The organism is Pseudomonas fildesensis (genome assembly GCF_001050345.1).
GTDB classification, from domain to species: Bacteria; Pseudomonadota; Gammaproteobacteria; order Pseudomonadales; family Pseudomonadaceae; genus Aquipseudomonas; species Aquipseudomonas fildesensis.
In genome coordinates, this window is record NZ_LFMW01000008.1 from 46479 (window position 1) to 66154 (window position 19676).

At 62.2% G+C, this 19676-nt stretch carries 17 protein-coding genes; 6 read left to right on the forward strand and 11 right to left on the reverse strand.

Annotated features, from left to right (window positions below; genetic code table 11):
* Nucleotides 1–48 precede the first annotated feature (48 nt).
* The 5 genes from ercA (at nt 49) to ACR52_RS14030 (ending at nt 7134) form a co-directional block, all read left to right on the forward strand.
* A complete protein-coding gene (ercA, locus tag ACR52_RS14010; RefSeq protein ID WP_048725054.1) occupies nt 49–1212 on the forward strand; it encodes an alcohol dehydrogenase-like regulatory protein ErcA in 1164 nt (387 codons plus the stop codon).
* Nucleotides 1196–2566 carry an ATP-binding response regulator gene (locus ACR52_RS14015; protein WP_048725056.1) on the forward strand — a complete coding sequence of 457 codons (1371 nt, stop codon included), beginning with the start codon at nt 1196–1198 and terminating at the stop codon, nt 2564–2566. Before ercA ends, ACR52_RS14015 begins: the two co-directional genes overlap by 17 nt.
* Nucleotides 2567–2703: 137 nt before the next feature.
* On the forward strand, nt 2704–4182 hold the full coding sequence (locus ACR52_RS14020) for a DASS family sodium-coupled anion symporter (protein ID WP_048725058.1): 1479 nt from the start codon (nt 2704–2706) through the stop codon (nt 4180–4182).
* Nucleotides 4183–4348: 166 nt separating this feature from the next.
* The gene (locus tag ACR52_RS14025; RefSeq protein WP_048725060.1) at nt 4349–5992 is read left to right on the forward strand and encodes an MFS transporter; all 1644 of its coding nucleotides are present in this window, start codon (nt 4349–4351) and stop codon (nt 5990–5992) included.
* Nucleotides 5989–7134: an HlyD family secretion protein gene (locus tag ACR52_RS14030; protein WP_048725061.1), complete on the forward strand. Its 1146-nt coding sequence runs from the start codon at nt 5989–5991 to the stop codon at nt 7132–7134. The genes ACR52_RS14025 and ACR52_RS14030 overlap by 4 nt, the downstream gene beginning before the upstream one ends.
* A gap of 148 nt (nt 7135–7282) precedes the next feature.
* On the opposite strand, the gene ACR52_RS14035 is transcribed toward ACR52_RS14030, so the two are convergent.
* The 9 genes from ACR52_RS14035 to copC form a co-directional block, all read right to left on the reverse strand.
* Nucleotides 7283–8140, reverse strand: coding sequence for an aldose 1-epimerase (locus tag ACR52_RS14035; protein WP_048725062.1), 858 nt, complete (start codon nt 8138–8140; stop codon nt 7283–7285).
* 210 nt (nt 8141–8350) lie between these two features.
* Complete coding sequence (locus ACR52_RS14040) at nt 8351–9631, reverse strand: TRAP transporter large permease (protein ID WP_048725064.1); 1281 nt, start codon at nt 9629–9631, stop codon at nt 8351–8353.
* Between the two features lies 1 nt (nt 9632).
* Nucleotides 9633–10160 (reverse strand): TRAP transporter small permease, encoded by a 528-nt coding sequence (locus ACR52_RS14045; RefSeq protein WP_048725066.1) that lies wholly within the window; start codon nt 10158–10160, stop codon nt 9633–9635.
* A 77-nt stretch (nt 10161–10237) separates the two neighbouring features.
* Nucleotides 10238–11209: a TRAP transporter substrate-binding protein gene (locus tag ACR52_RS14050; RefSeq protein ID WP_048725068.1), complete on the reverse strand. Its 972-nt coding sequence runs from the start codon at nt 11207–11209 to the stop codon at nt 10238–10240.
* A gap of 51 nt (nt 11210–11260) precedes the next feature.
* On the reverse strand, nt 11261–12136 hold the full coding sequence (locus tag ACR52_RS14055) for an SMP-30/gluconolactonase/LRE family protein (protein WP_048725070.1): 876 nt from the start codon (nt 12134–12136) through the stop codon (nt 11261–11263).
* Between the two features lie 30 nt (nt 12137–12166).
* Nucleotides 12167–12991: an NAD-dependent epimerase/dehydratase family protein gene (locus tag ACR52_RS14060; RefSeq protein ID WP_048725073.1), complete on the reverse strand. Its 825-nt coding sequence runs from the start codon at nt 12989–12991 to the stop codon at nt 12167–12169.
* Nucleotides 12992–13329: 338 nt separating this feature from the next.
* Nucleotides 13330–14592, reverse strand: a complete 1263-nt coding sequence (locus ACR52_RS14065; protein ID WP_048725074.1) for an OprD family porin — start codon at nt 14590–14592, stop codon at nt 13330–13332.
* Nucleotides 14593–14827: 235 nt separating this feature from the next.
* Entirely contained in the window at nt 14828–15685 is an 858-nt protein-coding gene (gene copD / locus ACR52_RS14070) for a copper homeostasis membrane protein CopD (protein ID WP_048725077.1), read from the reverse strand.
* A 3-nt stretch (nt 15686–15688) separates the two neighbouring features.
* Entirely contained in the window at nt 15689–16054 is a 366-nt protein-coding gene (gene copC / locus ACR52_RS14075; protein ID WP_048725078.1) for a copper homeostasis periplasmic binding protein CopC, read from the reverse strand.
* A gap of 115 nt (nt 16055–16169) precedes the next feature.
* On the opposite strand from copC, the gene ACR52_RS14080 reads away from it, so the two are divergent.
* Nucleotides 16170–16790 (forward strand): TetR/AcrR family transcriptional regulator, encoded by a 621-nt coding sequence (locus ACR52_RS14080; RefSeq protein ID WP_048725081.1) that lies wholly within the window; start codon nt 16170–16172, stop codon nt 16788–16790.
* Nucleotides 16791–16912: 122 nt separating this feature from the next.
* Here the strand turns inward: ACR52_RS14080 and preA are convergent, their stop codons facing one another.
* Both preA and ACR52_RS14090 read right to left on the reverse strand, forming a co-directional pair.
* On the reverse strand, nt 16913–18187 hold the full coding sequence (preA, locus tag ACR52_RS14085; protein WP_048725083.1) for an NAD-dependent dihydropyrimidine dehydrogenase subunit PreA: 1275 nt from the start codon (nt 18185–18187) through the stop codon (nt 16913–16915).
* Nucleotides 18187–19554: an NAD(P)-dependent oxidoreductase gene (locus tag ACR52_RS14090; RefSeq protein WP_048725226.1), complete on the reverse strand. Its 1368-nt coding sequence runs from the start codon at nt 19552–19554 to the stop codon at nt 18187–18189. Before ACR52_RS14090 ends, preA begins: the two co-directional genes overlap by 1 nt.
* Nucleotides 19555–19676 lie beyond the last annotated feature (122 nt).

Genomic DNA, 19676 nt, shown 5'->3' on the forward strand with positions numbered 1-19676 from the left:
GGTTAGTGTGGAGCGCATCTCCCCAAAATAATAAAAACAGGCTTTCCAATGAGCCCAAACCTGAGCCTCCTGCGTAAATTCGTCTCGCCTGAAATCATCTTTGGTGCCGGCTGCCGGCACAACGTCGGCAATTACGCCAAGACCTTTGGTGCGCGCAAAGTGCTGGTGGTCAGCGACCCCGGTGTGATCGCCGCCGGCTGGGTCGCCGATGTGGAAGCCAGCCTGCAAGCCATCGGTATCGATTACTGCCTGTACAGCGCCGTATCGCCCAACCCGCGTGTCGAAGAAGTGATGCTCGGTGCCGAGGTGTACCGCGAAAACCATTGCGACGTGATCGTGGCCATCGGCGGCGGCAGCCCGATGGACTGCGGCAAGGCCATCGGCATTGTGGTCGCCCATGGGCGCAACATCCTCGAATTCGAAGGCGTGGACACCATTCGCGTGCCTAGCCCACCCTTGATCCTGATCCCCACCACCGCCGGCACCTCGGCGGACGTCTCGCAGTTCGTGATCATCTCCAACCAGCAGGAGCGCATGAAGTTCTCCATCGTCAGCAAGGCGGTGGTGCCGGACGTGTCGCTGATCGACCCGGAAACCACCGCCAGCATGGACCCGTTCCTGTCCGCCTGTACCGGCATCGACGCGCTGGTGCATGCCATCGAGGCGTTCGTGTCCACTGGCCACGGCCCGCTCACCGACCCGCACGCGCTTGAGGCCATGCGCCTGATCAACGGCAACCTCGTGCAGATGATCGCCAACCCGACGGACATCGCCCTGCGCGAGAAGATCATGCTCGGCAGCATGCAGGCGGGGCTGGCGTTTTCCAATGCGATCCTCGGCGCGGTGCACGCCATGTCCCACAGTCTGGGCGGCTTTCTCGACTTGCCCCATGGGCTGTGCAACGCGGTGCTGGTGGAGCACGTGGTGGCGTTCAACTACAACTCGGCGCCGGAGCGTTTCAAGGTGATCGCCGAGACGTTCGGCATCGACTGCCGGGGCCTCAACCATCGGCAGATTCGTGATCGATTGGTCGAGCATCTGATCGCCTTGAAACAGGCGATCGGCTTCCACGAGACCCTCGGCTTGCACGGCGTGCGCGTGGCGGATATTCCGTTCCTGTCCCAGCATGCGATGCACGACCCGTGCATCCTCACCAACCCGCGTGAATCCAGCCAGCGTGACGTCGAGGTCGTCTATGGCGAAGCTCTCTGACGACCAGCAACAGGCGCTCGCCGGGCTGCTGGGCCTTGGCAATCACTCAGCGCGCAAGAGCCACTACCCTGAGCTGACTGCGCGGCTCGACGAGCTGGAGGCCGAGCGCAACCGCTACATCCGCCTCAACGATGAGCTGGAGCAGCGGGTGGCGGCGCGCACCGATGAACTGTTGGAAGCCAATCACAACCTGCAACAGCAGATCGCCCAGCGCGAACAGATCGAACAGGACCTGCGCGACGCCCGTGACGCAGCCCAGGCCGCCAACCGCAGCAAAGACAAGTACCTCGCCGCCGCCAGCCATGACCTGCTGCAACCGCTGAATGCCGCGCGGCTGCTGATCTCCACCCTGCGTGAGCGCAACTTGCCGAGCGTCGAGCAGGTGCTGGTCGAGCGCACCCATCAGGCCCTGGAAGGCGCCGAGGATTTGCTCACCGACCTGCTGGATATCTCGCGGCTGGACCAAGCGGCGGTCAAGCCGGATGTGGCCTTGTACCGCCTGGATGAACTGTTTGCGCCGCTGGTCTCGGAGTTTCAATCGGTGGCCCAGGCGGCGGGGCTTAACCTGCGCGCACGCACGGGCGGCTATGCGATTCGTACCGACTTGCGCCTGATCACGCGAATTTTGCGCAACTTCCTCAGCAATGCCTGCCGCTACACCGATGAGGGCTGCATCCTTCTCGGCGCGCGACGCCGGGGTAATCAGCTGCGCCTGGAGGTGTGGGACACCGGGCGGGGGATTGCGGCGGACCGGCTGGATTCGATCTTTTTGGAGTTCAACCAGCTCGACGTCGGCCGCGCCTCGGACCGCAAGGGCGTCGGGTTGGGCCTGGCGATTGTCGAGCGCATCGCCGAGATTCTGGGCTACCCGGTGGCGGTGCGCTCGTGGCCTGGACGCGGCTCGATGTTCAGCATCGAAGTGCCCATCAGCGATGAGATGCCGTTGGCCATCAGCCAGTTGCCGGTGCAGCCGACCACGGGCAACCCGTTGCCGGGGCGGCGCTTGCTGGTGATCGATAACGAAGTCAGCATCCTGGAAAGCATGCGTGCGCTGCTCGGGCAGTGGGGTTGCGAGGTGGTCACGGCCACCGACCAGGCCGGCGCCTTGCTGGCGTTGCAGGGCAGGGCGCCGGAACTGATCCTGGCGGACTATCACCTTGACCATGGGGTGGTGGGCTGTGAGGTGATCAAGCACCTGCGCGAGCATTTCGCCCAGCCGATTCCCGCCGTGATCATCACCGCCGACCGCACCGACCAGTGCCGGCGCACGCTGCGGCGGCTGGATGCACCGCTGCTGAACAAACCGGTCAAGCCCGGGAAGTTGCGGGCAGTGTTGAGCCAGCTATTGGCCTAGGGGCGTTCTCAATTGGTTTTCCCGGTGCGGCGGGGAAACTAATTAAGAACGCCCCCTGCACGTTGATACCCGTCAACACCCCTTGCGGCGCTTTGCCCCATGCTGTCGGCCAGATTTGACCGCCGCCGGAGAACCCCATGAGCGCCCCCGTAACAACCGCTGCATCCCTCAAGTTGCCCCTGGGCCTGGTGCTTGCCGTGCTAGTGATGGTCGGCGTGCTGCTGTTGCCGCTGCCGGCGGACTTGCCGGTGGCCGGGCATCGAATGCTGGCGATCCTCGCGTTTGCCGTGGTGGTGTGGATCAGTGAAGCGGTGTCCTATGAAGCCAGCGCGATCATGATCACCTCGCTCATGGCGTTCCTGCTCGGCACCGCGCCGTCGCTGCAGGACCCTACGCACCTGATCGGCTCCAGCCCTGCGATCAGCATGGCCCTGACCGGCTTCTCCAACCCGGCACTGGCCTTGGTGGCGGGCGCGCTGTTTATCGCCGCCGCCATGACCCACACCGGCCTCGACCGGCGCATTGCCCTGGTCACCTTGACCCGGGTCGGTACCAGCACTCGCGGTATTTTGCTGGGGGCGATCGCGGTGACTATCCTCCTGAGCCTGGTGGTACCCAGCGCCACCGCGCGCAGTGCCTGTGTGGTACCGATCATGATGGGCGTGGTGGCGGCGTTTGGTGTGGACAAACGCTCCAACATCGCCGCCGGCCTGATGATCGTGGTGGCCCAGGGCACCAGCATCTGGAACGTCGGCATCCAGACTGCCGCCGCGCAGAACCTGCTGACCGTGGGTTTTATGGACAAGATGCTCGGCCAGCGCGTGTCGTGGATCGACTGGCTGATCGCCGGCGCGCCGTGGGCGGTGATCATGTCGGCGGTGTTGTTGTTCCTGGTGATCAAGCTACTGCCGCCGGAAAGCGACAGCATCCCCGGTGGCAAAGAGGCGGTTGCGCAATCGCTGGTGGATATCGGCCCGATGACGGGGCCACAGAAGCGCTTGCTGGCGGTGTCGGTGCTGTTGCTGTTGGCATGGGCGACGGAAGGGCGGCTGCACCCTTTCGACACCACCTCGACCACCTACGCCGGGCTGGTGTTCCTGCTGCTGCCGGGGATTGGGGTGATGACCTGGAAGGATGTGCAGTCGCGTATTCCATGGGGCACGGTGATTGTGTTCGGCGTTGGGATCAGCCTCGGTACGGCGCTGCTGACCACCCAGGCCGGGCAATGGCTGGGCTCGCAGGTGGTGGCGCACACGGGCCTGGATCAGGTCGGGCCGTTGGGGGTGTTTGCGATCCTCGGTGCGTTCCTCATCCTGATCCACCTGGGCTTTGCCAGTGCCACGGCATTGACCTCAGCGTTGTTGCCGATCCTGATCGCGGTACTGCAGACCTTACCGGGGGAGTTCAACCGCCTGGGGATGACCATGCTGTTGGGGTTTGTGATGAGCTACGGGTTTATCCTGCCGATCAACGCGCCGCAGAACATGGTGTGCCTGGGGACCGGCACGTTTACGGCGCGGCAGTTTGCCAAGGTGGGGATTTTGGTGACGCTGATTGGTTACGGGTTGATGCTGGTGTTTGCGGCGACGTATTGGAGCTGGCTCGGCTGGATCTGATGCGGGACGGGTTCTCCAATACAAAGGAGGCCCACTCCCACATTTGACCGTGCCCGCGTGAGGACCCATTGTGTCCTCGACATGGCAAGATGAACTCCTCTCAGGTTTACTACTCCCTGAGTTATGGAGTTACCGACCTTGCGTGTCGGCTCATCAAGGTCATCGAATGGATAAATACACCCCCCGCACCTGGCAGCCCCACGAGCGTCCGAGCCTGCCGGGCTCGCCGTCGACGCCGTTGCACCCCACCCACAAACGCTGGCTGTACGCGCTGGTCGGCGTGCTGGTGGCAATCACCGGCGGCCTCGGTAATGCGCTGGTCATCGCCAACCTGCAATACCTGCAAGGCGCCCTGGGCGCGACCACCGCCGAAATGGCCTGGCTGCCCGCCGCCTATGTCATGACCAACGTGTGCATGAACCTGCTGCTGGTGAAGTTTCGCCAGCAGTTCGGCCTGCGCGCATTTACCGAGGTGTTCCTGGTGCTGTATGCGCTGGTGACCTTCGGCCACTTGTTCGTCAACGACCTCAACTCAGCCATCGCTGTGCGTGCGGCCCACGGCATGGTGGGGGCGGCGCTGAGTTCCCTGGGCTTGTACTACATGATCCAGGCGTTCCCGGCCAAATGGCGACTGAAGGCCCTGGTGCTGGGCTTGGGTACCGCGCAGTTGGCCTTGCCCCTGGCGCGGCTGTTCTCCGAAGACCTGCTGCAAATCGCCGAATGGCGCGGTTTGTACCTGTTCGAATTGGGCATGGCGCTGATCTGCCTGGGCTGCGTGTTCCTGCTCAAGCTGCCACCCGGTGACCGCTTCAAAACCTTCGAGAAACTCGACTTCCTCACCTTCGCCATCCTCGCTACTGGCGTCGCTTTGCTGTGCGCGGTGCTGTCCCTGGGGCGTATCGACTGGTGGCTGGAAGCACCCTGGATTGGCGTGGCCTCGGCCTGTTCCCTGGTGTTGATCATGGCCGGCCTGGCCATCGAACATAATCGCGCCAACCCGATGCTGATGACCCGTTGGCTGGGCAGCGGCACGATGATCCGCCTGGCGCTGGCAGTGATCCTGATTCGCATGGTGCTGTCCGAGCAGTCCACCGGCGCTGTCGGCTTCATGCAGATGCTGAACATGAGTTACCAGCAAATGCACACGCTGTACGTGGTGATGCTGGCGGGGGCGATTGCCGGGCTGGTGGTCAGCGCGTTGACGATCAATCCGGCGCATTTGCTGATGCCGTTGGTCATCTCCCTGGCGCTGATGGCAACCGGCTCGGTGATGGATAGCTTCTCCAGCAACCTCACCCGCCCGCAGAACCTGTACATCAGTCAGTTCCTGCTAGGCTTTGGCGGCACCTTCTTTCTGGGGCCGACCATGGTGCTGGGGACGAAAAACGTGCTGACCAACCCGCGCAACCTGGTGAGCTTCTCGGTGATGTTCGGGATTTGCCAGAACCTCGGCGGCCTGATTGGTGCGGCCTTGCTCGGTACCTTTCAGATCGTGCGCGAGAAGTTCCACTCCAGCATGATCGTCGAGCACCTGACCCTGCTCGACCCACGCGTGGCGGCGCGGGTGCAGAGCGGCGGTTCGGCATACGGTGGCATCATCGCCGACCCGGAGTTGCGCAACCTCATGGGCATTCGCAGCCTCGCGACGGCCGCCACCCGTGAGGCGAATGTAATGGCCTACAACGATGTTTTCATGCTGATCGCGATCATCGCGATCCTGACCATGATCTGGATCTTTATCCGCAGTCTGTGGCTGATGAGTACCACCAAAGCAGCCACTCCCGTTCAACCCAGCGGCGCTACTTCATGACCGAACCTTCGACCACTACCACCACCGCCATCGCTTCCACACCGGAAGGCAGCACGCCACCCGGCGCCGTGCCCACCGAGCTGCGGCCGTTGCGGGTGCGTATCTTCTCGTCCCTGGGCTTTGCCGCGATCGCCATCGTCGGCGTGCTCATCGTGCTGTATGCCTGGCAATTGCCGCCGTTCAGCAGCGCGGTGGAAACCACTGAAAACGCCCTGGTGCGTGGGCAGGTAACGATCATCGGCCCGCAGCTCAGCGGCTACGTGTTCGAGGTGCCGGTGCAGGACTTCCAGTACGTCAGGGCCGGCGACCTGCTGGTGCGCCTGGATGACCGCATCTACAAGCAACGCCTCGACCAGGCCCTGGCGCAACTGGCCGTGCAAAAGGCCTCGCTGGCGAATGTGGTGCAGCAACGCAACAGCGCCGAAGCGACGATCAAACTGCGCCAGGCCGCGCTGGTGGACAGCCAGGCCCAGGCGCGCAAAAGCACTGCGGACCTGCGCCGCAATGAAGCGTTGATCAGCGACGGCTCGGTGTCCAAACGCGAGCTGGACGTGACCCGCGCTGCGAATGCACAGACTGTGGCTGCCGTGGCCCAAGCCCAGGCCAGCCTGGAAATCGCCAGGCAGGATCTGCAGACCGTGATCGTCAATCGCGGCTCCCTGGAAGCGGCTGTCGCGAGTGCCGATGCGGCGGTGGAGCTGGCGCGTATCGACCTCTCCAACACCCGCATCACCGCGCCGCGTGACGGCCAACTGGGGCAGATTGGCGTGCGCCTAGGCGCCTACGTCAACTCCGGCGCGCAGCTGATGGCCCTGGTGCCGAAGCAGCTGTGGGTGATCGCCAATATGAAAGAAACCCAAATGGACAATGTGCAGGTCGGCCAGCCGGTGACCTTCACCGTCGATGCGCTGAACCACCGCAAGTTTCACGGCACGGTGCAGCATATCTCCCCGGCGACCGGGTCGGAGTTCAGCCTGTTGCAGGCGGACAACGCCACTGGCAACTTTGTGAAGATTGCGCAGCGGGTGCCGGTAAGGATTACGGTTGACCCGGATCAGGCACAGAGCGAGCGGCTGCGGCCGGGGTTGTCGGTGGTGGTGAGTATCGACACCGCAGGGCGCCTGAAAAACTCGCCACCCTGACATCACTGACACAACACAAATCAAACTGTGGGAATGCTTTTTGTGGCGAGGGAGCTTGCTCCCGCTGGGCTGCGAAGCGGCCCCAAAAAGCTTGCGGGCGCTGCGCACCCGAGCGGGAGCAAGCTCCCTCGCCACAAAAACCGAGCGCCTACAGTGGTCTGTATTTCAGGTTGAAATTGAGATGGGTTGATTGGTTTTGTTCCAACAGCGTCAAGCCCGGCCTGCCCGGCAGGTGATGCGCATTCACCGGATGACTCACCGGCTCGATGCAAAAGAATTCCAGCCCCGGCGGGCAGTACAGCAAGAAGTAATCAGCCCCGCTGGCCTGGCATTCCAACGCGTAACCCAATTCCGGCTGTTCGATCCGGCAATACCCGTCCCACTGGCAAAACCCGTTGTCCACCAGGCCCTCAGGCAGGGTATTCAATCCCTGGAAATCCCACTCGCCCGGCACCGGCGCCAACCCCGTCGGCAGCTTGGACGCATCACTCATCCACACCTGTGCGGCCTTGGCCTGCAACCGGGTACCCGACCGACGCGGAAAGTAGGGGTGCAACCCCACCCCATGCCACGCCGCTTTTTCGGCCAGATGAGTCACCCGCAACTCGATACGCAACGCCCCGTCGCTCAAGCGAATACGCTGCTCGGCGCGATAGGCGAACGGCGTGTCACACACCACCGCCAGCAGCACCTCATCCGCCGACTGGCTGACCACCTGCCACGCTTGCTGCCAGGCAGAGCCATGAATCGGCAGCGGATCGGTCAGGCTGTTGGGCTTGAGTGCCAGCCAACCGTCAGGGTTGTCGAAACCGCCTTTGGCAACCCGGTTGGACCAGGGCACCAACGGATAGCACCCCAGCTTGCCCGGCAAACCGCTATGGATCGCCTGTTCATCGTTATGGCGCAGCAACGGCTGCCCGGTGGCGCGCACCGTCCAATTGACGATGCTGCCGCCCACGGCCGGACTCAAGGTGAGGTGGGTCAGGTTATCTTCAAGTTCAATCATCATTACTCCGCTGATCGGCTGATCGTACCCACGCTTGGCGTGATGATCGTTGAAGATCGTTCCCACGCTCCGCGTGGGAATGCATCCAGTGACGCTCCGCGTCACGACCTTTAAGAGCGGACGCAGAGCGTCCAGGGCGGTATTCCCACGCAGAGCGTGGGAACGATCATCAGTCGAGCGTGGGAACGATCAACGATCATCAACGATCAGTTAAAGGACGAGGCCGGGCAACCACAACGACAGCGCCGGTATGTAGGTGACGGCTATCAGCACCAGGAGCAGCACGCCATAAAATGGCAGCAGCGCCTTCACGGTCTTCTCGATACTTACCTTGCCCACCGCCGCACCCACAAACAGCACAGCGCCCACCGGCGGCGTGATCAAGCCGATGCCGAGGTTGACCAGCATGATCATGCCGAAGTGCACCGGGTCGACGCCAATCCCCAGAATCACCGGCAGCAAGATCGGCGTGAGGATCAAAATCAGCGGCGCCATGTCCATCACCGTGCCGAGCAACAGCAGCATGGCGTTGATGCACATCAGGATCACGTAGCGGTTGTCCGACAGGGTCAGGAACATCGTGGTGATCTTCGCCGGGATCTGCATCAGGGTCATGATGTAGCCGAAGCTGGCGGCGAAGGCGATCAGGATCATCACGATGGAAATAGTGCGCACCGTGCGGTGCATCAGCTTGGGCAGCTCGCTCCATTTGTAGTCGCGGTAGATGAACATGGTCACGAAGAACGCCCACAGCACGGCAATCGCGGCGGATTCGGTAGCGGTGAAAATACCCGAGAGGATGCCGCCGAGGATAATCACCATGGCCATCAGGCCCCACAGCGCGTCGGCGCAGATTTTCAGCGCCTGCTTGAGGGGAATCACTTCGCCCTTGGGGTAGTCGCGCTTCTTGGCGAAGATCAGGCACAGCACCATCAGGCACGCGCTCATCAGCAAACCGGGGACCACGCCGGCCATGAACAGCGAGGCGATGGACACCGTGCCGCCGGCCGCCAGGGAGTAGAGCACCGAGTTATGGCTGGGCGGGGTCAACAGCGCCTGCACCGAGCCGCTGATGGTCACCGCCGTGGCGAATTCGCGCGGATAGCCACGGCGTTCCATTTCCGGGATCAGCACCGAGCCGACCGAGGCGGTATCGGCCACCGACGAGCCGGAGATCGCGCCGAAAAACGTCGAGGCCATGATGTTCACCAACGACAAACCGCCGCGAACAAAACCCACCAGCACCCCGGCAAACGCCACCAGCCGCCGCGACATGCCGCCCTCGGCCATGATCGCCCCGGCCAACACGAAGAACGGAATCGCCATCAGCGAAAACTTGTTCACCCCGCCCGCCACCTGAATCATCAGGGCCTGGAACGGAATGTCGATCCACCACGCGCCAATCAGCGCCGACAGCCCGAGGGCGTAGGCCACCGGCATGCCGATCAGGATCAAGGCGATAAAACTGCCCAACAGAATCAATGCGTCCATATCAGGCAGCCCCTTCGCTTTCTTCAACCAGGTCAAAGCGCACCACGCGCCGTTGGCTCTGGTCGCCCAGCAGGAGTTTTTCCAGCACGAACACCAGGGTCAGCAGCCCGCCAATCGGGATTGGCATGTAGGTGATGCCCACGCGCAGGGTGGGTATAGCGCTCATGAACTGGTTCCAGGTCGACAGGCACAGCTTGCTGCCCCAGATCGTCATGAACAGGCAGATGGTCGCCATCAACAGTTGGGAAACGATGCCGACGATGCGGCGTTGCTGCGGCGCCAGGCGGTCAGTGATCATTGCCACCGACATATGCGCGCCTGCCCGGTAGCTGGCGGCGGCGCCGATAAAAGTAAAGACCAGCATCAGCAGGATGGCGGTGGGTTCCGGCCAGCTGGAGCCGGTGCCGAGGATGTAGCGGGCGAAGATGCCCCAGGGAATGATCAGCGCGACCCCGAGGACCGAGAGGCCGGCGACCCAGATGCAGGTCATGTAGATACGGTCGTTGATGCGCAGCAGTAAATTCTTCATGGCGTTCACCGTAACCGGGCGCGGCTCTGCGTATGAGCAGCCGACCGCGCCGGGCCTTATGGGAGGGGCGGCAGAGGTTATTGAACGGCGTCGATGCGCGCGATGATGTCGGCGTAAGGCGCGCCGTACTTGGCGCGAACCGCTGCGGTGGCGTCGTAGAAGGGTTTTTTGTCGACGGTGATGAACTCGACACCGGCGGCCTTGAGCTTGGTTTCGCTGCTGGCGGACTTGGCATCCCACAGCACGCGCTCGTCAGCCTGGGCGGCCTTGGCAGCGTTTTTCACCATGACCTGTTGCGCGGGGGTGAGTTTGTTCCAGGTGATTTTCGACATCACGATGGGTTCGGGCAGGATCAGGTGTTCGGTGAGGGTGTAGTACTTGGCGTTCTGGTAATGGTTGTGTTCGAGCAGGGTCGGCGGGTTGTTTTCCGCGCCGTCGATCACCCCGGTCTGCAAGGCGCTGAAGATCTCGCCGGTGTCCATGGCGATGCCGTTGGCGCCCATCGCATTAAAGGCGTCGATGAACAGCGGGTTGCCTTGCACGCGAACCTTCATGCCCTTGAGGTCTTCGATCTTGCGCACCGGCTTCTTGGTGTAGAGGTTACGCGTGCCACCGTCCATCCAGGCCAGGGCCACCAGGCCGAACTCGGAGTCGGTGATCTTGGCGAGGATCTCGTCGCCGATCGCGCCGTCGATGACCTTGCGCATATGCGCCTGGTCGCGGAACACGAACGGCAAGTTGAACACGTTCACGTCCGGCACTACCGGGCCGACAATGCCGAGGCTGACGCGGGTCATCTGGATCGCGCCGACCTGGGCCTGTTCGACCACTTCTTTCTCGGAGCCCAGGACCCCGCCCGGGAAGTACTTGAAGGTCAGTTCGCCGTTGCTTTCCTTGGTCAGGGCCTTGCCCATGTTTTCTTCGGCGACGACGGTGGGGTAGCCGGCGGGGTGGATGTCGGCGAACTTGATTTCCAGCGCCTGGGCGGCGCTGCTGAGTGCGAGGGTGAAAGGGAGTGCAGCGGCGAGCAAGGTGCGTTTGAAGTCCATGAGGTGCGTCTCCTGTCTTGTTATTTTTGTATTCAAGGCACAGCGATGCAGCTAGAGGATGAAGCAGGGCTCGGGCAGTCCTTGGACGCCGGGGTTGAGGGCGAATACGCCACCGGACAGCGATTGCTCACTCTGGTCATCACGGATCGAGGTGACAAACAGGGTGTCCAGGCGACTGCCGCCGAAGGCGCACATGGTGGGTTTTTTCACCGGCACGCTCAGGGAGCGGTCCAGGCGACCGTCGGGGGTGAAGCGGTGAATCAGGCCAGCGTCGTTGGCGCAGATCCAGTAGCAGCCATCGGCGTCGACGGCGGCACCGTCGGGGCGACCGGGGTGCGCGTGCATGTCGACGAACAGGCGGCGATTGGACGGCGTGCCGGTTTCGGTGTCGTAGTCGAACGCCCAGATTTGCTGCACCAACGGGTGCGAGTCCGAGACGTACATCGTGCGGCCATCGGGGCTGAAGGCCAGGCCGTTCAGGGTGATAAACCCGTTCAGCTGGGCATGGGGCGCCACGCCTGCCGCATAACGGTAGAGGATGCCCTCGGCCGCATTGGCGCCCATGTTCAACACCATGCTGCCGGCCCAGAAACGGCCCTGGCGATCACAGCGGCCGTCATTCAGGCGCATGTCCGGGCGTGGGTGCTCGATACCGGCCAGCGGCGTAGTGTCGAGGCTTCCATCGTTGTGCGGGGTGAGCTGGAAAAAGCCGGTTTCCATTCCAGCGACCCAGTTGCCCAAGTGGGTGCGGGCAATGCAGGCGAGCATTTCTGGGGCTTTCCACACTGCAATATGCCCGGTGGCGGCGCTCCAGCGTTGCAGGCCACCGTTGGGGATATCTACCCAGTAGAGGGCATTTTCCTCAGGCACCCACACCGGGCATTCACCCACCGCATTGCGGGCGTCGACAATCAATTCAGCGGTCATGGCCACTCACTCCCTTGGGTTGGTCTGGCGTCAGTCACCGAACGGTCCAGCGGCGCAGAAAGCACCGCCCTGATAGACCTTGGCCGGGTCGTCGGCGGCCACCGGTGGCTGGGTTTCGACTTGGGCGCGGAACACTTCGGAGTTGTCCTTGGGGGTAAAACCCAGGTGTGCCGCGTAGCGGTTGTCCCACCAGGTGTCGAGGTTATCCGACATGCCGTAGACCACGGTGTGGCCTACGTTCGGCGTATACAGCGCGCGTTCGAGCAGTTGGGTCAGGTCGTCGAAGCTCAGCCAGGTGTGCATCATCCGGCGGTTCTGCGGTTCGGGGAACGAGGAGCCGATACGGATGCTCACGGTCTCGATGCCGTAGCGGTCGAAGTAGAAACTCGCCATGTCTTCGCCGTAGGACTTGGACAGACCGTAGTAACTGTCGGGACGGCGCGGGGAGTGGGCGTCGATGGTTTCGGTCTGCTTGTAGAAACCGATCACATGGTTGGAACTGGCGAAGATCACACGCTTCACGCCATGGCGGCGGGCGGCTTCGTAGATATGGAAGATGCCGCTGATATTCGCGCCGAGCACCTCTTCAAAGGAGCGCTCCACCGAGACACCGCCGAAGTGCAGGATGGCGTCGACGCCTTCCACCAGATGATGCACGGCTTGCTTGTCGGAGAGGTCGCAGGGTTGTACTTCTTCGGATGCGTCGGCAGCGGGAGCCATGTCGGCGATGTCAGATAAGCGCAGCACGTGGGCGTAAGGGCGCAGGCGTTCGCGCAGGACTTTGCCCAGGCCGCCGGCGGCACCGGTGAGCAGCAGGCGGTTGAATGGAACAGTCGGGGTGGTGGTCGTGGTCATGGGAGTTCCATTGTTGTTGTAGGTTGTCGTATGACTGGATGGAAGTATCGGTAGGGATTCCCCGGGTTGTCAACGCTCGGTGATGATCTTGTGGCAAAGCGGGCTTTCTGTGGCGAGCGGGCTTGTAGTGGTGAGCGGGCTTGCAGTGGCGAGCGGGCTTGCCCCGCGTTGGGCTGCGAAGCGGCCCCAAGACCTAACGCTGCGTTCTGCCTGAAAGAATGCGGCGTTCTTATTGGGGCTGCTTCGCAGCCCAACGCGGGGCAAGCCCGCTCGCCACTACAAGCCCACAAGTCCACCAACCCACCAACCCGCTTGCCACAAGGTTTACTGGACGGCCCTTAAAGCAGTGAAATCGGATAGCTGATAAAGATCCGGTTTTCATCGAACTCGTTATTGCTGAAATCCCGACGCATGGTCGAGTTGCGCCACTTAACGTTCAGGTCCTTCAACGCACCGCTCTGCACCGTGTAGGCCAGTTCCGATTCGCGACCCCATTCCTTGCCATCGGTGATCGCCCCGGTGTGTACGTTACTGCCGCTGATGTAGCGGTTCATCAGGGTCAACCCGGGTACGCCGAGCACCACGAAGTTAAAGTCATGGCGCACCTGCCAGGATTTTTCCTTGGCGTTGTCGTAGCTGGCGTTGTAGCTGTCGTTGGCCAGGGTGCCGCCGCTGGTGCCGTTAACCCGCATCCACACGCTGTCGCCGCTGAGCTTTTGCAGGCCCACATAGAAGGTGTTGCCGTTGTATTTGGCCGAGAGCAGGGCGAATGCGGTTTTGTTGTCGAGGTCGCCGGCCAGGGCGCTGCCGTCTTCCTTGCCGTTGAAGAAACCGAGGTTAGCGCCCAGGGTCCAGTCGCCCACAGGTTGGCTGTGGTTCAGGTTGAAGTACTGCTGCTGGTAGATGTCGCTCAATTCGGCGTACCACACGCCGACCTGGGTGCGCTTGTCGTTGAAGGTGTATTCGCCGCCGCCGAAGTTGAAGCGGTCCGAGGTGAACGCGGCTTTGCCGTTCATGAACATGTCTTCCATGCTCGCGTCGTTGCGCGGGCTGTTGCCACGAAACTGCCCGCCGTAAAGCGTCAGGCCGGCGATCTCACTGGAGGTCACCTGGCCGCCGCGAAAGGTCTGGGGCAGGGAGCGGCCATCGTCGGAGCGCAGGATCGGCAGCACCGGCATCCACTCGCCGACTTTCAACTCCGTCTTCGACAGCTTGGTTTTCAGTGCCACACCGAGGCGGCCGAAGTTGTCGGCGGGGCGGCCATCGTTGTGGATCGGCAGCAGTTGCGTACCGCCGGTGCCTTTGCCGCCGTCGAGCTTTTGCGAGTACAGGCCCAGCACATCAATCCCAAAACCCACGGTGCCCCGGGTGTAGCCGGATTTGGCGTCGAGAATGAAGTTTTGCGTCCACTCCTCTGCCTTGCCCTGGGGGTTGGACGGGTTGGTGAAGTTGCGATTGAAGTAGGCGTTACGCAAAGTGAGCGTGGCTTTGGCGTCATCGATAAAGCCTTCGGCTTGAACGGTGAAGGGCAGAGTGAACGCCAGGCTACTGAGACCGATAAGACCGAGACGCGAGGAGGAATTGCGGGCGAGATAACTCACAGTGAAGCTCCCTTTTTTTGTTGTTTTTATTATTCGTTATACGTTGTCGTACAACATTTGAGCGAATATTTACGGGGTTTCCGAGGATTGTCAACTAGAAGTTGTACGATAACCTCCGGAGGGCGCATGCCTCCTTTGTAGGAACCCGGCTCGCCGGTGATGACGGTTTTGGCGTTTGCGCAAGGGTTGATGGCCCCATCGCCGGCAAGCCGGGCTTCTACATTTTGGGGGTGTTTCAGCCGGCCAGGACCATTGGCGGGAGGGTACCGAGGAGGGAAACAGCGGCTACTGCGCAAACGCCCAGTAGCCATTCCAGCATCACGCTGGCTTTCAGGGTGCCCAGCCGTTGTTCACAGCGTTCGATACGCAACCGGTTCAGCAGCGCCAACGCCAACATACCGAGCACCAGCAGTACCTTGATCAACAGGATCAAGGCAAAACCCGTGAACAACGGTGTGGGCCACAGTTGCCCGGTCAGCACGCGCACGTTGATCAAACCGGTCACCAGCAAGCCGGCGACCAGGCCGTAACCGACGCCGCTGAAGCGCCTGAGGATCGGCTCCAGCGGGTAGTCGTTCGACTGCCTGAGGACCAACACCAGCAGCAACAACCCACCGAGCCACGCGCCCACGCATACCAGGTGCACGATCTGGTTGAGGATCAGCAATTGCCCGCTCCGCCCATTGAGCATGGCGCCATGCCCCACCGGTGCCAGGGTGGCCAGTAGCAGCGCGATCAATGGCAGGCGCAGAGCCGGCCAGGGTTTGATCAGTGCGATCACCAGCAGCAGGTTCAGCAACAGATGCCAGGTCCATACCTGGCCAAAAAAGGTCTTGCCCAGCACCAACTGCACGGTGGCCGGTTGCAGGGCTGCCTCCCAGGTGCCGGCCATGCTGGCGGTGATCAACAATAACCACGCTACCCCGCAAGCAAGCCCCAGCCACGCCAAGCCACGGGTGATGCGCAGCAGGTGCCGGTCCAGTGTCGGCTGCGGCCCGGTGCCCAGTAGCCAGGGTCTGAACACGCAGGCCCCGAACATCAACAGCACGACGATGAAATGCAGGAAGCGGCACAGCAACAGCAGCGTCGCCATGGATTATTGGCCGACCTTGAAGCTGTATTCACCGTTGCTCTTGTGGGTGTCGACCGAGACGGCGTTCCACACCACTTTGTAGTTGCCGGCGGCCAGCGGGGCGGCGGGCGTTACCACCAGGGTTTTCTTGTCGGCGTCCGGGGTTGCCAGGCCCTTGATGGCGATTTCGGTGCCGTCCTTGCTCAGGGACACTTTGGTGAAAGTGGCTTCGATGCCTTCGCTGAAGGTCAGGCGCAGATCTTTTGGTGCGGCGACGCTGCTGTCTGCCGCAGGCTCCGAGCTCTTGAGGTGGGCATGGGCAAACGCCGCCGAGGCGCCGAGCAGGGAAGCGAGCAGGGCGACGGTGGTCAGGGTTTTCTTGATCAACATTGCGCAATACCAATCAATGGGTAGGAGCGGGCAGTGTACGAAGTTTCGACTGCGCCTGTCGCCCCGATCTAGAGCGGTGGTAGTCTTCGGGTTATGTCTTTGTCAGGGAGCCCTTATGGGCAATCACAAGATCGGAATTCGTCAGGTCAACGTCGAAAAAATCCTGCTGGCGGCGGAGAAAATCTTCGCCGAGAAGGGCTATGGCAGCACCGCCATGGCCGACATCGCGGAAGAAGTGCAACTGCCGCGCTCCAACCTGCATTACTACTTCACCACCAAAAGCGAGCTGTACAGCGCGGTACTGTTCGACCTGCTGGAGTTGTGGAAGCAGGACGCCCTGAGCTTCGAAACCTTCGATGACCCGCGTGTGGTGCTCAGCAGCTACATCCGCGCCAAGATGCAGCGCTCCCGCACGCGGCCGTATGGCTCGAAAGTCTGGGCCAATGAAATCATCCACGGCGCACCCACCCTCGGTGAGGCGCTGGACGAAAGCCTGTACGACTGGGCCAAGATGAAGGAAGCGAAGATTCGCCAATGGGTGGAAGACAAACGCATCCTGCCGGTGGAGCCGTCGAGCCTGCTGTATATGATCTGGGCGTCGACCCAGCACTATGCCGACTTTGATCACCAGGTGAAGATTTTGAATGATCACCAGCCGTTGTCGGATATGCAGTTTGAGAGGGCGATTCAGACGGTGACGGGGGTGATATTGCGCGGGATTGGGTTGGAGCCTTGACGTTTGGGGTGAGGCTGAGGGCGCTATCGGGAGCAAGCCCCCTCCCACAGTTGATCGCATTTTTTCTGGAGGAATACGGTCAACTGTGGGAGGGGGCTTGCTCCCGATAGCGGTTTACAGGACTACACCGCCTCCCGGTAGGGATTACGCGGATCCTGCGTCCAATTCAAAAACGGCTTGCCCGTGTCCATTGGCACCATCTCGATACAATCGGCCACCGGGCAGGTGATCTGGCACAGGTTGCACCCCACGCACTCATCATCAATCACCTCGTACTTATGCGTCCCATCCGCCTGCTTCAAACTTGCGATGGCCTGGTGCGACGTGTCCTCACAGGCAATATGGCAACGCCCGCAGCCAATACAGGCGGCCTGGTCGATCTTCGCAATCACCTGATAATTGATATCCAGGTACTTCCAATCGGTCGTATTGCCCACCGCCCGCCCGGAAAACTCCTGCAAGCTCTTGTAGCCCTGACTGTCCATCCACCGCGACAGCCCATCCTTCATCTCTTCCACGATGCGAAACCCATGCAGCATCGCCGCCGTGCACACCTGCACCGCGCCGCAGCCCAGGGCGACGAATTCCGCCGCATCGCGCCAGTTGCCGATGCCGCCAATCCCGCAGATCGGCAGGCCTTGGGTCTGCGGGTCGCGGGCGATTTCGGCGACCATGTTCAGTGCAATCGGCTTCACCGCCGAGCCGCAATAGCCGCCGTGGGTGCTCTGGGTGCCCACCATCGGCAGCGCGACCATGCGCTCCAGGTCCACACTGGTGATGGAATTGATGGTGTTGATCAGCGACACCGCATCCGCGCCACCGCGATACGCCGCACGCGCCGCCACACGAATATCAGTGATATTGGGCGTGAGCTTGATGATCACCGGCAGCGAGCAATACGTCTTGCACCAGCGCGTCACCTTTTCCACATACTCGGGCACTTGGCCTACCGCCGCGCCCATGCCGCGTTCGGGCATGCCGTGGGGGCAGCCGAAATTCAGCTCGATACCGTCGCACCCGGTGGCTTCCACCAGCGGCAGGATGTTTTTCCACGACTCTTCAACGCAGGGCACCATCAGCGACACGATCAGCGCGCGGTCCGGCCAGTCCTTTTTCACCTGGGTGATTTCCCGCAGGTTGATCTCCAGGGAGCGGTCGGTGATCAGCTCGATATTGTTAATGCCCAGCACTTCACGGTTGGCGCCGAAGTGCGCGGAGTAGCGTGACGACACGTTGACCGCCGCCGGGTCTTCACCCAGGGTTTTCCAGACCACGCCGCCCCAGCCTGCTTCAAACGCGCGGACGACGTTGTAGGCCTTGTCAGTGGGCGGCGCGGAGGCCAGCCAGAACGGATTGGGGGCTTTGATACCGGCGAAGACAATCGAGAGATCGGCCATTACGCAGCCTCCACGTTGAGCATGAGTTGGGCGTGCATGGCTTCGGCGGCCAGCTTGCCGTGTTGCACCGCTTGAACGGTGAGGTCCTGGCCGAGGCTGACGCAGTCGCCGCCGGCGTACACCCCGGGGATGCTGGTGCGCAGGTGCTCGTCGACGAAAATGCGCTCGCCCACGCGGTGCAGTTGCTGGGCCAGCGGGTCGTGCAGTGCCTCGCCGTCAAAACGTTGCCCGATAGCCTTGAAGATCGCATCGGCGGCCAGTTCGAAGGTTTCGCCGGTGGGGTGCAGGCGACCGTTTTCCATGTGCGTACGCATAAAGCGCATGCCACGCACACGGCCCTGATCGTCCAGCAGGACTTCTTCGGGTTGAGCCCAGGTGAGCAGGCGCACCTGATTGGCCTTGGCGATGTCCTGCTCATGGCCGGTCGCGCCCATCTCCGCCAGGCCGCGGCGGTACACCAGGTTCACATCGCGGGCGCCGAGGCGAGCCATTTGCACAGCCATGTCGATGGCGGTGTTGCCGGCGCCGAGCACGATGCAGCGGTCGGCCAGGGGCAGTTGGCTGAGGTCATCGGCCTGGCGCAGTTCGCGAATGTAATCGGTGGCGGCGAGCAGGCCGGGCGCGTCCTCATGGGGCAAGCCGAGTTGCTTGCTGGCGGCGAGGCCGAGGCCAAGGAACACTGAGTCGAATTGCTGGTGCAGTTCGCTCAAGGTCAGGTTGTCGCCCAGGCGTTGGCCGTGACGAATTTCGATGCCACCGATTTGCAGCAGAAAATCCAGCTCCTTCTGGGCGAAGTCATCCACCAGTTTGTACTTGGCGATCCCGTATTCATTCAGGCCGCCGGCTTTTTCCCGGGCTTCGAAAATCACCACGTCATGGCCGTGCAAGGCGGCGCGATGGGCGCATGCCAGACCGGCTGGGCCGGCGCCGACCACGGCGATGCGTTTGCCGGTAGGTGCGGCACGCTGGAAGGGGTGTTCGCTGAAGTGCGCGTTGTCGATGGCGTAACGTTGCAACAGGCCGATCAGCACGGGGGCGCATTCTTCGGCGTTGTTGCGCACGCAAGCCTGCTGGCAAAGGATCTCCGTGGGGCAGACCCGCGCACAGCTGCCGCCGAGGATGTTGGCGGACAGAATTTTCTGCGCCGCACCTTGCACGTTTTCAGTGTGGATATTGCGGATAAACGACGGGATATCGATCTCGCTGGGGCACGCATTCACGCACGGCGCGTCGTAGCAATACAGGCAGCGTGAGGCTTCCAATTGCGCCTGCCGGGCGTTGAGGGGCGGCGCCAGGTCGGTGAAATGGCTGGCGAGGGTCGCCCCGTCTTCATGGGGATGGGGGAGGTGGGTCAGGGTCTGGATCACGGTGTTGGCCTCACGGTTTTTTTTGGATTGCCTCTGGCGGGCATTTTGGGCGATCGTTCCCACGCTCTGCGTGGGAATGCCTCACTGGACGCTCTGCGTCCGCTCTTGTGGGCGCGGAGCGC